Annotated in this window: 15 protein-coding genes; 8 read left to right on the top strand and 7 right to left on the bottom strand. The window is 37.6% G+C overall.

Annotated features, from left to right (window positions below; translation table 11 throughout):
- On the bottom strand, positions 1-244 hold a 244-nt coding region (locus tag J2S74_RS26835), incomplete at its 3' end, for a hypothetical protein (RefSeq protein ID WP_307332689.1).
- An 87-nt stretch (positions 245-331) separates the two neighbouring features.
- On the opposite strand from J2S74_RS26835, the gene J2S74_RS26830 reads away from it, so the two are divergent.
- From J2S74_RS26830 to J2S74_RS26820, 3 genes are all read left to right on the top strand, one after another.
- A complete protein-coding gene (locus J2S74_RS26830; RefSeq protein ID WP_307332686.1) occupies positions 332-1105 on the top strand; it encodes a 3'-5' exonuclease family protein in 774 nt (257 codons plus the stop codon).
- 90 nt (positions 1106-1195) lie between these two features.
- Positions 1196-1507, top strand: coding sequence for a hypothetical protein (locus tag J2S74_RS26825; RefSeq protein WP_307332683.1), 312 nt, complete (start codon positions 1196-1198; stop codon positions 1505-1507).
- 64 nt (positions 1508-1571) lie between these two features.
- Positions 1572-1886 carry a hypothetical protein gene (locus J2S74_RS26820; protein ID WP_307332680.1) on the top strand — a complete coding sequence of 105 codons (315 nt, stop codon included), beginning with the start codon at positions 1572-1574 and terminating at the stop codon, positions 1884-1886.
- A gap of 59 nt (positions 1887-1945) precedes the next feature.
- Here J2S74_RS26820 and splB read toward each other — a convergent pair whose 3' ends face one another.
- From splB to J2S74_RS26805, 3 genes are all read right to left on the bottom strand, one after another.
- On the bottom strand, positions 1946-2977 hold the full coding sequence (gene splB, locus J2S74_RS26815; RefSeq protein ID WP_307332677.1) for a spore photoproduct lyase: 1032 nt from the start codon (positions 2975-2977) through the stop codon (positions 1946-1948).
- A gap of 37 nt (positions 2978-3014) precedes the next feature.
- Positions 3015-3272 carry a transcriptional regulator SplA domain-containing protein gene (locus tag J2S74_RS26810; RefSeq protein ID WP_370876085.1) on the bottom strand — a complete coding sequence of 86 codons (258 nt, stop codon included), beginning with the start codon at positions 3270-3272 and terminating at the stop codon, positions 3015-3017.
- A 286-nt stretch (positions 3273-3558) separates the two neighbouring features.
- Positions 3559-3903 carry a phasin family protein gene (locus J2S74_RS26805; RefSeq protein ID WP_307332675.1) on the bottom strand — a complete coding sequence of 115 codons (345 nt, stop codon included), beginning with the start codon at positions 3901-3903 and terminating at the stop codon, positions 3559-3561.
- 396 nt (positions 3904-4299) lie between these two features.
- On the opposite strand from J2S74_RS26805, the gene J2S74_RS26800 reads away from it, so the two are divergent.
- The 3 genes from J2S74_RS26800 (at position 4300) to J2S74_RS26790 (ending at position 6242) form a co-directional block, all read left to right on the top strand.
- Positions 4300-5184 carry an NAD-dependent epimerase/dehydratase family protein gene (locus J2S74_RS26800; protein WP_307332672.1) on the top strand — a complete coding sequence of 295 codons (885 nt, stop codon included), beginning with the start codon at positions 4300-4302 and terminating at the stop codon, positions 5182-5184.
- Positions 5185-5225: 41 nt separating this feature from the next.
- Positions 5226-5480, top strand: coding sequence for a CGCGG family putative rSAM-modified RiPP protein (locus tag J2S74_RS26795; protein ID WP_307332669.1), 255 nt, complete (start codon positions 5226-5228; stop codon positions 5478-5480).
- A gap of 261 nt (positions 5481-5741) precedes the next feature.
- Positions 5742-6242: a GNAT family N-acetyltransferase gene (locus J2S74_RS26790; RefSeq protein WP_307332666.1), complete on the top strand. Its 501-nt coding sequence runs from the start codon at positions 5742-5744 to the stop codon at positions 6240-6242.
- Between the two features lie 91 nt (positions 6243-6333).
- Here the strand turns inward: J2S74_RS26790 and J2S74_RS26785 are convergent, their stop codons facing one another.
- Entirely contained in the window at positions 6334-7131 is a 798-nt protein-coding gene (locus J2S74_RS26785; RefSeq protein WP_307332663.1) for a hypothetical protein, read from the bottom strand.
- Positions 7112-7678, bottom strand: a complete 567-nt coding sequence (locus J2S74_RS26780; RefSeq protein WP_307332660.1) for an RNA polymerase sigma factor — start codon at positions 7676-7678, stop codon at positions 7112-7114. Before J2S74_RS26780 ends, J2S74_RS26785 begins: the two co-directional genes overlap by 20 nt.
- Before the next feature lie 627 nt (positions 7679-8305).
- On the opposite strand from J2S74_RS26780, the gene J2S74_RS26775 reads away from it, so the two are divergent.
- Together J2S74_RS26775 and J2S74_RS26770 are read left to right on the top strand one after the other, a co-directional pair.
- The gene (locus J2S74_RS26775; RefSeq protein ID WP_307332657.1) at positions 8306-10117 is read left to right on the top strand and encodes an ABC transporter ATP-binding protein; all 1812 of its coding nucleotides are present in this window, start codon (positions 8306-8308) and stop codon (positions 10115-10117) included.
- Positions 10114-12135 (top strand): ABC transporter ATP-binding protein, encoded by a 2022-nt coding sequence (locus tag J2S74_RS26770; protein ID WP_307332656.1) that lies wholly within the window; start codon positions 10114-10116, stop codon positions 12133-12135. The genes J2S74_RS26775 and J2S74_RS26770 overlap by 4 nt, the downstream gene beginning before the upstream one ends.
- 81 nt (positions 12136-12216) lie before the next feature.
- Here the strand turns inward: J2S74_RS26770 and J2S74_RS26765 are convergent, their stop codons facing one another.
- Positions 12217-13092, bottom strand: a complete 876-nt coding sequence (locus J2S74_RS26765) for a hypothetical protein (RefSeq protein WP_307332653.1) — start codon at positions 13090-13092, stop codon at positions 12217-12219.
- Positions 13093-13254: the final 162 nt, after the last annotated feature.

Genomic DNA, 13254 nt, shown 5'->3' with positions numbered 1-13254 from the left:
TTAAGTACTTCAATCGTAGCATAGTCATTGGGACTTTTTGCGTATAAATAATTATTTCATACACCAGGAAATTATATTTTTTCTGAATGTGGATAGCGGTAGCTGAATAATCGTCTAGCTTCATGCGCCATCGGCTCGAGAAAATTTCAGCCCGAATAAAAAGCAAAAAGCGCTTTTTATCGGTCAGAGCATTTTCCGTTCGAATAGGCAACGCGCGCGTTGCCGCTTCGATAGGCACGCGCATTGCACTTTTGTTCTTTATGTATGAAACATCTTTTGTGTATTTAGCGTTCTATGAGTAAAGCGGGAAAATCATAGGAGAGTGAATACAATGAAAGCTATTTTAGTTGAAATAAATAGTATGAAAGAGAATAAAAGAGATTTTAGTGAAATGATTGAAATAGCTGCAATACAGATGAGTGTTATTGATGGCATGACAATAAGGGGAGGTACTTTCCATTCCTATATACGACCAGTGTTTCTTCACTGGAAACTGAAAAGGGCAACCCATTCACAGTATTCCCATTGGTGGCTTGCCCCTACCTTTACACAAGTAATGAATGATTTCCAGAAGTGGTCGGACTCAATAGGCAATTGTCCCTGGTTGGTATGGGATGAAAAGGTCTTTTCTATCTGGGGAAGGAATGCACTGAAGCATAATTATAAGATAGCATGGCCTTCAGAAGTCATTTACTTAAAGAAGGAAATGCTAAACAGGAATATTTTATTTTCCGGCAGAACATCTACATCCTCGTTTTCAAAAGAGGGTTATACGAAAAATAGGATTAACTTATTTAGTGAATTTTTAACCAATAGTTTGCCCCTAACTAATTTTAAGGTATATTCGTTTCAAGCTCCTATAGTTCCATTGGTAGCAATCTTGGAACAAAGGGAGAGTATTGTGGAAAAGCTAGATAAATTAGTTAATAAGAAAAAGGTAACATTGGAAGAAATAGCTGAGTGGAGTAGTTTGTCTAACTATCATGTTGAAGAGATATTTAAAAAACAAAGAAGGCTAAATAAGTTTGAGAGGGAAAGATTGTTGGAAGCTTGGACAATGTGGGAAACGTTAAACGATTTTGATCAAAGCTGGAAGGAAACGTAAGGAGAAATGACCTTGCGTTTTTCTTATGTCATCTTAAATAAGTACGTGGTAGTATAAAGTAGTAAAAGAATATATGGGGAGATAATAGGAATGAAGGTTATTACACTTTGTGGTTCAACAAAATTTAAGGATCAATTCGAAGAAGTAAATAAATATTTGACCTTAAAAGGCAATGTTGTCATTAGTGTCGGTTTCTTCGAGCAAAGTGAAGGGATTGATATAACAAAAGAGCAAGAAAGGTTATTTGAGGAAATTCATAGGAAGAAAATAGATATGAGTGATGAAATCTGTGTTATTGATGTTGATGGCTACATAGGGCATAGTACAAATAAAGAAATTCGTTATGCCCAAGCTCGCGAAAAGAAGGTTACTTATTATTCACAACTATTTCCCAGAAAATAGACTAGTTACGAAAACAATTTAAATTGTGATAACATAAGAAGTAACAAGTGAAGGAGATGTGGTTATGTTTAAGTCTAAGCGTGAAGAACGAATGCAGAAATTGATGAAAGAAGGACGTGCGAAATTTGTTTTAAAAGAAGGTTTACTTAACTTTGCCGTTAAGTTAATTGTCATATATCTTTTAGTAAAATTAGTTATTAATTATAGATTCGACATAACAATGTTTTTGCACCCTGAGGAATTTTCGACGAACGTTTTATTTTGTGTAGCCTTTGTGTTTATCGGAATTTATTGGGGATTTATGTGGCACTTCATTTTATCCACGGAAAAACGTCGAAGAGAAAGGGATGCAGAATATGAGAAAAGTAAAAATAAATAATATGAAAATGTAGAAAAAGGGGATCAACCGGTGTTTTGCACCTTTGATACCCTTTTTTCTTATGTGAAATATTCTATTTTTGCATCAGGGAAATACTTTTCTTTATAGCTGAATAAAGAGTTCTTTAAATCCTCTTGCTCATCTGTTGTATAGACGTATTTCCCTATACCGTATTTCCCCCATTTATATTTACGTTTTTCCTCATTTAATTCTAATTTAGTCATAGGATAGTTTTTTTGGATCACCTTTTTTGCTGGCTTAGTAAAACGATGCTGGATAAACTCAAAGGTGATGTCATTCCTAACATCTTTGGGGAGCGTCTCATCCAATTTTTGAAACATGGTCTCATAGCCTTCTCTCCAGTTTTCATGAATATAGATAGGAGCTATAATAAATCCTAAAGGATAACCTGCCCTTGCAACCTTTGCTGCAGCTTCTATACGATCCTTTAAAGGGGAGGTACCGTGCTCGAAATTTCGAATAACATAGTCTGCGTTGATACTGAAGCGAAAACGGGTTTTTCCTTGATGGTCTGCATCTAATAAATGATCCACATGATGATATTTCGTAACAAAGCGTAGTTTTCCAAGCTCTGATTTACCAAAAAATTCAATGGTCTTTTTCAATGAATGGGTTAGGTGATCAATACCAACAATATCTGAGGTACAAGCGGCCTCAAAGCGTGTTATCTCCGGAGCACGTTCATCCATATATTTCTTAGCCTGATCTAGAATTTCTTCTACATTTACATACGTTCGTACGTAAGGCTTGCTCCCCATGGTCGTTTGTAAATAGCAGTATTGGCAATGGCCCATACAACCTGTAGCTAGGGGGATGGCATATTCTGCAGATGGCTTCGACGTATCGAACTTTAATGTCTTACGAACCCCGACAACTAAAGTCGCTTTTGCATTCCGGTATTTCTGAAAATCATTATCTCCAGGAATGTTTCGCACTTGGTTATGGGAAGTGGTTTGTCTAATTTCGAGACCCATTTTTTGAAATTTTTCCTGCAATTGAACACCTAATGGATATTCCATAGCACCAGGCTCTATATAAACCAATTGGGGGATAAAAGGTTTAATACTCATGCTGTTTTCCGCCTTTTTCATTGCTTATTTACTAGCTCTAGTAAAGTGATTCTGTATCTATATCCGGTTCATTAAAGTACATATTAAACATGTCTTCCGCTTCTTGATAACTTGAAAACATGGCGTAATCTTCTGTTAGTGGGATATATTCTTCAAATAAGAACAACACAATTCGACCGGGGTAATCCGGATGCTCCACAACAGATGCTTCCTGGATTTCTGCCACAGATTGTGTATGTGGATTTCGACTTATGACAAAAATACTATCCCCTGCTTGGAGTTGAGTGATATCCACAGATGGTGCCTCCTTATGTTGTGACTGTTGTTCTTTGTTAATGTTTGATTTGTAAAAGGACAATATGCGGATAAGAGGGTGGTTAAAATATTCCATGGTGCTTTAAAGGGGCAGAAAAAATGCCCAATCCTTTAAGGAAAGGGCAAATATAAAATTATGATTTTTACTTTTGGCTCTGTTCGTATAGATTTCCTGCGCCACTTCGTTTGCTCGTCGCTGGAGTCGCCGCCTTCCGCTTCTCCAAGCCTTTAAAAAAAGCCTAATTTGTAGAAGCAACGTTTATTTATTAACTAGTTGGGCCTTCTTTGTTGTCTTCATCAGCTGGTATGGTTGAAGTTCCGTCAACTTTCTTTTCCAATTCTTCCACACGTTCCTTTAGCTGGGCAAATTCCTGTTTTGATACAAGATCTAAGTCGTCGAATAAAGTTCGAACTCTTTCTTTAGAGCGTAAACTCCACCGTTCTCCAGTTTCTTCCCCCTTTTTTACTAAGGAATCAAATAGGTCCTGTGCTTCTTGAGGGGTAAGCTTTCCTTTTGATACTAGCTCTTGGAAGTATTTTTCTACTTTTTCTTTACTGGCAACAGCTGCTCCTAATCCGAGTAAAAACCCCTTTTTTAATAAATCACTCATAGTTAAATTACCTCCTTTTATAATTTCGATGCTCTTAATTAAAATGCTCTACTTCCTGTTTACGTATGAAAAATAATAAAGTTTCATAATATCTTGGAATAATTATTTACACTTTTAAGTAGGCCCCTTACCTTCCAATTGACACAGATAAAAAATGAGGCCCAAAGCATAAATCCACTAAACTCATTAATACCCAAAAATTATAAAATCAATCTGACAATTTTGTAACATTTTGTTCACAGACCGGGTCTGTGAACAAAAGTTCCGAGCCCCGGTCTGTGTCATTAATGTGATAAAATAGAGGGATAAAGTTTCTGAATTTTTCTTCATTGTGATGTGCATCAATGAAATAGTATGGGGTTTATTTTAAAATTACATAGGAGAGAGGGAAAAGACATGAGAAAAGTTTTAGTTCTTGGGGGAACACGTTTTTTCGGGAAGCGTTTAGTAAATAAATTAGTAGCCCATGGAGATGATGTTACCATCGCTACCCGTGGTGAGACATCAGATGAATTTGGGAGCAGTGTAAAGCGCCTTAAGGTTGATCGTTTTAATCGAGAATCCCTTGAAAAAGCCTTCGAGGATACTAAGTGGGATGTTATCTATGATCAAATTTGTTTTGCACCGGACGATGCCCAGGATATGTGTGATATTTTTAGACATGGAGTCGGGAAATATGTCTTAACATCCACCCTTTCCGTCTATTCATTTGATGATAAGGAAGAAAAGGTAGAGAAGGACTTTGATCCATTTTTGTATGAAATTAAATATGGACGAAAAGAGAATTTTGATTACGGAGAAGGCAAGCGCTTAGCAGAAGCAGTTTTTTTTCAAAAGGCGTCTTTTCCTGTTGTTGCTCCTCGCCCACCTATCGTTTTCGGGTTAGATGATTATACGGAGAGACTTCATTACCATGTAAGAAAAATTGTATCAGGGGATAGTATTGGGCTAGATAATTTAAATGCAAAAGTATCCTTTGTGGATTCTGATGATTTAGCTACATTTTTATTTTGGGTAGGTTTCGAAAATTTAACAGGGCCTGTAAATTGTTCTGCTCCTGATCAAATTACATTAGGGGGAATGATTGAATTATTGGAGAAGAAGATAGGGAAAGCAGCCAAAATAGAAGGATCGAAAACAAGAGATGACAGTTCGCCAATGAATTTTCCAGTATCTATTTATCAGGATGTTACTTTAGCTAAGGGAGCGGGTTATTCTTTTAAGCCACTAAGCCAGTGGTTTGAACCATTAGTTGAAGCCATTGTTGAACAGGACAAATAAAGTGTAAAATGGGAAAATAATGTTATAGGGAGTGATGAAGTTTGAGTAAATCTTGGTCAGCATCCTTAGAGCATGGAGAATATGCCGAAGATCGTGAGTTAGTCATTCAGCACGGTATTGAAGCGGTAGAGGAAACGGTGACGGGAACGTATGTAAACCTAGTGACTCCAGATAACTTTGGAAATCCAGAGGATTATTTAAAATCAATTTTGGAAGAGCGTTTCGGTGAATCCATTACAGCTAAGTACGTATCTCAATGTGGTTGTGGCGGTTATGTTTTACGAGTATATAAATAAAAATCAGGGGCTGTGGTCCCTGATTTTTTATAAAAGGCTGTTTTAGCAAGCGTTTGTTGCTTTTTTTAAAAGCTTGGAGAAGCAAAAGGCGGTGACTCCAGCGTCGAGCGAGGCTCCATGAAATAGCTACGAGTTGTCTCTTCCTCTGCTAGCAATGCTTCTTGAAGGGATGCCCGCGAGGAACCAGGACGGTGACATTTTACGCCTGTAATATATTCAAGCAAATCATAATGAACATTATACAAAAGGGGAGGATGGGAAATGAAAATTAGAGAAATAAGAACTTCCGATGCAGATAGTTTCCTAGAAGTTAATCATCAGTTAGATAATGAAACGTCTTTTATGCTCTATGAACCTGGGGAACGAAAAACAACAGTAGAAAAACAGAAAATAATGCTGGAGCGAGTAAGTAAGGAAAAAACAAGCAATATTTGGGTGCTAGAAAATGATGTTGGGAAGCTGGTAGGATACTTAGCTTTATTTGGACAAACCCTTCAAAGAAATTCCCATTCGGCTTATATTGTCGTTGGTATTATTGAAGACTACCAGGGGCAAGGTCTAGGTAAGAAGCTATTCATACAGATGGAAGAATGGGCAAAGGAAAAAGGGATTCATCGTTTAGAACTAACAGTGATGAAGCACAATTACAAGGCGCTTCAGCTCTATTTAAAAATGGGCTTTGAGATAGAGGGGGTAAAGCGGGACTCTCTGAAGGTAAATGGAGAATATGTGGATGAGTATTATTTATCGAAATTAATCTAGTTCTTACAAAGAGCGAACATTGCAATTTTATTAAAGCCTGATATGAGTTGGTTTCTCATATCAGGCTCGTAACGACCGAAGCTTTTACTACTTATTCGTGAAATTCCATTTCTTCAATGAATGTTTCCACTACCCATGGGAAGTAGCCATCTTCCATTTCAATGGTTAAATTAATTTTCAATTCATAGAAGCTTCCATTAAGCCCTTCCACAACTACGTAATACATCAATAGGGGGTCCGTTAGATGGCTCCATACACTATAGTGGACAACATTATCAAATAATGAATGTTCTAAAGAAACCTCTTCGTATCCTTCTTCCGCAAAGCTAATATTTTTTATTAAACCAGTCTCATCATCCGTACGAGATACTTGTATGTCTCCTAAGAAAATGGAGTGGATTTCCCTAAACTCTCCATCGGAAGAGATTTCCGCCGTCTCCATGTCAGGGTGTAAATAGGTTGAATATCCAAGGTGCTCACTTACATATAGTTCGTATTCTATTTCTTCCTCCATTCCCTCAGGAGCTGCAGTTTTAGTTAACGTTTCCGATCGGTTGACTTCAGTAATAACGCTAGTTTCCTCTTTTTCACTATCTTCCTTTTTATTATCGTCGCTGCTTGCTACACCATCTAATACAGGTGGTGACTCAGTAACATCATTTGCCGTGTCGTTTCCTGCTAGTAGTGATCCTATTAGAACACAGCCAATAAGGAATATGGCAATGGTTGCCGCTATTACTGCTCCGTATTGAAATGGTTGCCGCTGCCCTCGTTTATTTTTTTCTAACTGGATGGATTGAAATATTTCCTTTGTCGATGTGGTGGATGCTTCTTCCTTATATTTATTTTTTAATTCTTTCATTCCCTTTTCAAAGCGCTCTTGGCTCATTAATACTGCCTCCTTCCTTTAAACCTTTTTTCAACATATCCTTTCCCCTTTTTAAACGGGTTTTCACAGTGGCTTCTCTACTGTTCATAATCACTGCAATTTCTTTAATGGATGCATCATGGAAGTAAAATAGGACAATCGGTACCTTGTATTTTTCGTCCAGTCGTTGAATCGCATCATGTAAGACTCTAGCATCTTCTGATAAATCTAAGTTATCCTCATAAAAGGTTGCTGGACCTTCTTGAATTGCTTTCATCATTTTAACCTTTTCTCGTTTTTGTTTTCGAAAAAAGTCCTTTGACACATTTAACGTTACGCTATATAACCATGTGGAGAACTTTCCCCGTGAATATTTATAGAGAAAGCGGTACACTTTTATAAAAACCTCTTGGGTCACATCTTGAATATCTTGATCCTGAACACCGATTTGTCTTGCAAACCGTTCGACTGTTGTGTGATAAGCATTAATTATCTTTTGAAAGGCTTCATCATTTCCATCAAGTGCATCTTCAATCCAAGCTCGCTCTTGCTCTTCTGTTACTTTCATGCTCCCGGCCTCCTTTCACTTATTGAACTCCATTTCTTCTAAAAAAGTTTCAAAAAAGGAAACTTATAAAAAAATATCTTGCCAAATAATAATAGCAGTGCTACCATTTATTTGTGGAAATTACCTTTATTTAGTAATCCACCTTAATTATTTGTTTCAAACTATAAATTTTCAACAACAAATTTTAAATGAAAAGGAGGAGAAGAACATGATCATGCAGAGAATTGTACGAAATGAACTACAAACTAAATATGAACATGTTGTGTCTTCCCCTTCGTCTATTTTCCCATTGTTTTAAAGGGAAAAGTTTATTTCATTCTATTTTAACAATGGGGTTGGTCACAGCCATGTGACAGCCCTTTTCTATTTTTTTATAAATCTATTGGTTATTGTAGCTGTTAGAGCTTGTATAAAAGGTACACGGGCTAAGTCTTGTGTGCCTTTTTGTGTCTTAAAATGGTGACACCGGTACTTACTGCCGATCACATAAATCTATTAAATACAGAGGAGGAATTTTAATGATTATTATGATGTGGCTTAGAAGGAGACTGACAAAGGAAGCAACGACAGGTGGTGGGTAGCAACCCAAGAATCGAACAAAACAACAATTGAATAGGAGATGAAATTATGTTTTCAGTTTTAAGAAAACTGACATGGTTTTTTAAAGCACATTGGAGAAGGTATACGATCGCCATTTCCATATTACTCGTAGTGAGTTTATTAGAGGTCCTTCCTCCAAGGCTCCTTGGTATCTTTATTGACGAGGTACTGCAAGGACAACTAACGGCAGAGAGACTTCAATTCTATATTTTCTTTTTATTAGGTTTAATGGTAGTCATCTACTTTATGACGTATGTGTGGATGCGTAAATTATTCGGAGGAGCCTTTATATTGGAGCGAACCCTCCGATCCAAATACATGCATCATTTAATGAAAATGACCCCAACCTTTTACGAAAAAAATAAGACGGGAGACTTAATGGCAAAAGCTACAAACGATTTAAAGGCAATCTCCCATACTACAGGCTTCGGAATTCTAACTTTAATAGACTCCACTATATTTCTCATCGTAATTTTGTTTATGATGACTTTCCTAGTGAGCTGGAAGCTGACATTAGCAGCTTTTTTGCCACTGCCGATTATGGCCTGGCTTATGAAAAAATACGGGAAAATCATTCATGAACGATTTATGAAAGCACAAACTGCCTTTGGTAATATGAACGATCAAGTATTAGAATCCATTGGAGGAGTTCGTGTTGTCCGTGCCTTTGTAAAAGAAAAGGACGACCAAAAGCGATTCGAGCGTTTAACAGATGACGTCCTTCAAAAGAATATATCTGTAGCAAGAATTGATGCACTCTTTGAACCAACCATTAAAATTCTTGTTGGACTTAGCTATATGATTGGTTTAGGCTACGGTTCCTATCTCGTATTTCGTAATGAGATTACGTTAGGACAGCTCGTTTCCTTTAACATCTATTTAGGGATGCTGATTTGGCCTATGTTTGCCTTTGGAGAGCTAATGAACATCATGCAGCGGGGAAATGCATCCATGGATCGCTTAAATGCAACCTTTTCTTATGAGCCTGATGTAAAAAATAACAAGGATCTAGTATCTGTTGTAACTCCCGATGTAATCCAGTTTAAACATTTAACCTTCCAATACCCTTCGTCTAAAGAACCTAACTTAAAGGGAATTGATGTCACTATTATTAGGGGGATGACTGTTGGTCTAGTTGGGAAAACGGGAAGCGGAAAGACAACGTTTTTTAAACAGCTCCTCAGGGAGTATCCTACTGATGGAAAGCAACTATTGATTACAGGAGTACCCATTGAAAATATTTCATTGTCTCAGTTAAAAAGCTGGATTGGCTACGTACCACAAGATCAATTTTTATTTTCAAAAACAATTCGGGAAAATATTATGTTCGGAAGACCGGATGCGGAAGAGTATGACCTATGTAGGGTGATGGATCTTGCCTCCATTACGGCTGATATGGATACCTTTTCAAACGGAATGGAAACTTTAGTGGGAGAGAAGGGGATTTCCTTATCTGGTGGTCAAAAGCAGCGTATTTCTATTGCTAGGGCACTCATAAAGGATCCTGAGATTCTCCTTTTAGACGATGCTTTATCAGCAGTGGATGCCAAGACAGAAGCATTTATTGTGAATAATATTAGACGGGAACGCTCTGGAAAAACAACCTTCATCACGTCACACCGAATGTCAGCCGTTCGTCATGCTGATATCATTCTTGTCTTTGAAAATGGAGAAATAGTGGAACGTGGTACCCATGAGGAATTAATGGAGAATCACGGCTGGTATTTTGAGCAATATACGAAGCAGCAAATGGAAGAAGGGGAAAAACAAACAACGGAGCATTTAGAAGTAGAAGGCTTCCGAACTAAAGAGCAAGTGAAGGGGGTGCATGCCCAATGAAACATGTGGGTAAACGATTATTAGCATACGCCCTCCAATTTAAACGTACGATTATCATTGCATTAGTCTTTTTAACCATTGCTGTTGCAGCAGAGCTTACAGGTCCATTTATTGCAAAAACAATGATCGATAACCACATCCTTGGGATTGAAAAACCGTGGGTAGAAGTTACGGAAAATGGGGAAGTAAGTTACGGAGGTAAGGAGTATATTCGTTCTGATAGATATGCTCGGGAAATAAGGGAAGGGAAGCCTCAAATACAAATCTTTCAACAGGGACTCCAATATTATCTATTAAATGAATTAGTTATCTTTGACGGGGAACGTTCCGTTGAAAACGGAGTATTGACGGTCACACGAAATGGAATTTCAACATCGTATACCGTTTATGCCCTTTCTCCAGGAGAGGTCTATCAATTTTTTCAGCCGGAGGTAAGGTATCTATTTATGTTAATGGGCGGATATTTTCTCTTGATTATTATTTCCGCATTTTTTCACTATCATCAGAGGTATCTCTTACAAACATCTGCTAATAAAATTATTAAACAAATGCGTGAGGATGTTTTTGCTAAGGTGCACCAGTTACCAATCCAATACTTTGATCACCTCCCTGCAGGTAAAATCGTTTCGAGGATTACGAACGATACGGAAGCAATTCGGGAGCTTTACGTCAGGGTATTAGCAACCTTTTTTACAAGTATCATTTATATGATTGGTATTTTTATAGCTCTGTTCCTATTAGATTCTACACTAGCCTTTGCAACCTTAGCGATCATTCCAATTTTAATTGCTTGGATGATTTTTTACCGGAAATATGCAGGTGAATTTAATCGGGTCATTAGGGAACGGCTCAGTGATATTAATGGAAAAATTAACGAGAGTATTCAAGGGATGTCTATCGTACAAGCGTTTGGAAGGGAAAAGGAAGTAACGAATGAGTTTGAGGTTATGAATGAGGACCACTTCCGCCACAACAATAAGCTCTTAAATTTAAATGCTGCCACATCCTTCAACCTTGTGAACTTCTTTCGGAATTTAGCCTTTGTAGGGTTGATTTGGTATTTCGGAGGTGGAGCCCTAGGAGTTGGAACTCTATTTACAATGGGGGTACTATACGCCTTTGTAGATTACATTAACCGATTATTCGAGCCAGTTAATGGTATTGTTAATCAACTTGCCCAATTAGAAGAGGCGCGAATTGCAGGAGAGCGTGTGTTTAAGCTTATGGATGAACCAGGAATTGCTCTTTCAGAGGAGAAAGTGACCCGGTTCAAGGGAGATGTAAGCTTTCAGAATGTATCCTTTGCTTATGAAAAAAATAATTATGTGTTAAAAAATATCACCTTCTCTGCAAAACAAGGGGAAACGGTAGCATTTGTTGGCCATACAGGATCAGGTAAAAGCTCTATGATGAATATTTTATTCCGTTTTTATGATCATCAAAAGGGGAAAATCACAATTGATGAAATAGATATTCATTCTATTTCTAAGCAAGCGCTGCGGGAGCATATGGCGATAGTACTACAAGACCCGTTTCTGTTTACGGGAACAATTGCTTCTAATGTAAGTATGGATGACCCATCCATTTCCAGACAAGAAATTATCGAAGCCCTTCACAAGGTAGGTGCCGGTAATATGCTTCAGCAGCTTCCAAATGGGATCGATGAGGAGGTAAAAGAAAAAGGAAGTACGTTGTCATCAGGACAAAGGCAGCTTATCTCCTTTGCTAGAGCACTTGTGTTTAACCCGCCAATTCTCATTTTAGATGAAGCTACGGCAAACATCGATACGGAGACAGAGGAAGTAATACAAAGGGCATTGGATGTGGTAAAGGAAGGGCGTACCACGTTCGTCATTGCCCACCGATTATCTACCATACGGGAAGCAGATCAAATACTTGTTTTGGATCATGGAGAAATCGTGGAGCAAGGTAATCATATATCCTTAATGGAGGAAAAGGGAAGATATTACCACATGTATCAGCTGCAGTCTGGTGCAGGCAGGCAAACAGCAAGCTAAAGGTGAAGTTGTAAAAGAGTGATGGTATTACTTAGAGGGTGTCACAAAAGGTTAAGACCTACCTGTGACACCCTCTCCTCTTCATTCCTCTGTTAATCCATTAATAACGGATTGTAGGAATGTTATTGCGTTTTCTTCTTTATCTGCATCTAAACGAATAATAGCAATCTTCTCTTTACCTACTAACTCAACTCCATTAAAGATATCACTACCAGCAATATCAATGCCATATAGACGTTCCTGATCGTCATTCTGCATTTGGAGATAATAAAGTCTGTCATCTTCTAGTTGTTCTACCTCATTTTCTAAAATTGGGTCTAGAGGTTGGAAAGGACCGTCCTCGAAAAATTTCCGAAAATGGTGTAAATCCATAATGTAAATATCTGGCACTTCCATCATCAGCGTAATGGCATTTTTTTGTACTGCTCCGATATCAAACTCTGTCGTAACCTCCGTAGGGCCATATACAAGATTAACTTCGATTCTTTCCCAGTCAGGAAACATAGCAGCAATATTATTTTCCAGTGGAGAAATATCATCATTAAAATATTCCCCATACATCATTATTTCAATATCAACTGGAGGTAAAGCGGCCAAACGCGCTTGCTCCTGGCGGTTTTCTACGATAGATTGGATAAGAAAGAAAGCTAAAATTAACGTAAAAACAGCCGCTACTGTATGGAACTTATAATAATCGAAGAAATGATCCATTTTTTCCCTGAAAGGGCTTTTCGGTTTCTTCCCCTCTTTACTGCTTGCCTCTTCTAGTAAATGATTTCTAATAACATTAAATGCTTCTGTGATCTCATCCATATTAATTAGCTCATTTGGATCTGTAATTCCTTTTTGTTCCTGAGCCTTTGCTATTCGGATCCAGAGAAAATATTTTTCTTCTATTTCTTCTATACTGCTTTCCCTTGAAATATCCAAAATTTCATATGCCTTCTGTATATCCATGCAATCACTTCCTTACGTCATCCCCATAAGGATCTCTTATATTTTAGTAGATAATTGATTATTCCTTATATCTTAATACTATCAAAAAAATGAAGAAGAGGACAGAAATTTACTGCACTCAATTTCTTCAAAAAAATTAGGCTGTTTCATTCCGTAATTCTA

The sequence above is a fragment of the Evansella vedderi genome, from assembly GCF_030813435.1.
Classification (GTDB): domain Bacteria; phylum Bacillota; class Bacilli; order Bacillales; family Salisediminibacteriaceae; genus Evansella; species Evansella vedderi.
The sequence above is the reverse complement of the archived record's forward strand: the minus strand, read 5'-3'. Positions and strand labels throughout refer to the sequence as shown.